Annotated in this window: 1 protein-coding gene and 1 pseudogene; both read left to right on the top strand. The window is 75.4% G+C overall.

From position 1 onward, the window contains the following. Positions 1–8: 8 nt before the first annotated feature. Positions 9–1,197, top strand: a pseudogene (locus AC2W7G_RS15230) (TgpA N-terminal domain-containing protein); the annotation flags it as partial. A gap of 129 nt (positions 1,198–1,326) precedes the next feature. Next, the coding region (locus AC2W7G_RS15225; protein WP_485869182.1) for a transglutaminase-like domain-containing protein at positions 1,327–1,868 on the top strand (542 nt) is incomplete at its 3' end.

The following is a 1,868-nucleotide window of genomic DNA, read 5'->3' as shown; positions in this document are numbered from 1 at the left end:
CCGCGGCCGTGGGCGTCCTGGAGGACCGCGGCTGGCCGCTGCGTGCGGGTACCGGTCGTCGGACGACCTGGCGGACGCTGTGGCACGGAGGGACGTGGAGGCTGCCGGTGCTGCGCGCTGACCGCCCCGCGCCGACGCGCGGCGAGCTGCTCACCCCGTGGGTGCAGACCGCCGTGCTGCTCGTCGCGCTCGCCGCCCTGCTCAGCGGCTTCCAGCTGGTCGTGGAGGGCTGGGGCTGGTGGTGGACGTCCGTCGGCGTCATGACCGCCAGCCTGCTCGGCTGCGCCGTCGCGCGGGCGGTCCGGCTGCCGCCGGCCGTCGTCGGGGTGGTGGTCTGGTTCGTGGTGGTGGCCGCGACGTTCGCCCCGTCCACGACGATCGCCGGCCTCGTCCCCACGCCGTCGACGGTGCCCGCGCTGCTGGACGTCGGCCGTCAGGCCGGCCGGGTCGTCGTCGAGGAGGTCGCGCCGGTCGACCCGGTCGCGCCGATCTCGTTCGTGCTGGCCGCCGCCTTCGGGCTGCTGGCGATCGTGCTGGACGCGCTCCTGGTGACCCTGGCCTCGGCCGTCGGCGTGGGCGTCGTCTGGGTCGGCATGTACGTGTGCCCCGCGCTCATCGTCGGCCGCGAGCCGTCGCTGACGGTGTTCGTCCTCGTCGCGGCCCTGTGGCTGCTGCTCCTGCGGCTCGAGGATGTCGCGTCCGTGCGCGGCGCGCCGCTCGGCGTCCACCGCGTGCCCGCGACGGCGATCGCGGTCGGGGCGGCTGGCGCTGAGCGTGCTGCTGCCGACGGCGCTGCCCCGGGTGGCCACGCTCGCGTCGGACTGGGGCGGCACCCCGCCGGAGGTCTTCTCGCGCGGCGTGAACCCGATGCTCGAGCTCGGCTCGAACCTGCGCCGCGGCGCCACCGTGACGTCCCTGGAGTACACGACCACCGCCGACCAGGCGCTGTACCTGCGGGTGGCGACGCTGCGCGACTTCGACGGCACCACGTGGGAGCCGTCGGGCCCGGCGCGGTTCGGCGACGACGAGCGGCCCGACGACGACGCCGACGAGCGCGACGACGTCGAGGCGGTCCGCACGTCGGTGCGCATCCGCGAGCTCGACTCCTCGCGCCTGCCGGTGCCGTACCCGGTCCAGTCCGTGCAGGGGCTCGAGGGCACCTGGCGCCTGGACGAGCAGGGGCTCACGCTCTCCTCGCGCAGCGCCACGACCGACGGGCAGTCCTACGTCGTGCGGTCCGTGCCGCGCACCCCCACCGAGGACGAGGTGCGCTCGGCCGGACGTCCCGACGGCCTCGGCGTGCGCCCCTACCTCGAGCTGCCGGCCATGCCGGAGGTCATCGAGTCCACGGCCCGCCGGGTCACGGCCGGGGCCGGCTCGGACTACGACCGGGCGATGGCGCTGCAGTCCTACTTCCGCGACGGCTCGTTCGAGTACTCCGAGACCGCTCCGGTCGAGGACGGCTACGACGGCAACGGGGTGGAGGTCATCGCCGAGTTCCTCGAGGCGCGGTCCGGCTACTGCGTGCACTTCGCCTCGTCGATGGCGGTCATGGCCCGCTCGCTCGGCATCCCGTCGAGGGTCGTCGTCGGGTTCGCGCCCGGCGAGCGCATCGGCACCGAGGACGGCCTCGCCGTGTACGCCAACACGTCCGACACCCTGCACGCCTGGCCCGAGCTGTACTTCGACGACGTCGGCTGGGTGGGCTTCGACCCGACGCCGGGCATCGGCTCCGCCACCGACCTCGCCGAGGAGGAGACGACCGAGACCGGGCCGGACGCGACGGCCACCCCCCACCCCGACGACGCCCGACCGAGACGCCGGGCCCGCGCCGCCGACCGAGGCCGACCGGACCCAGGGCACGGACG

The sequence above is a fragment of the Aeromicrobium sp. PFPM2_SD2 genome (genome assembly GCF_057364525.1).
The sequence above is the reverse complement of the archived record's forward strand: the minus strand, read 5'-3'. Positions and strand labels throughout refer to the sequence as shown.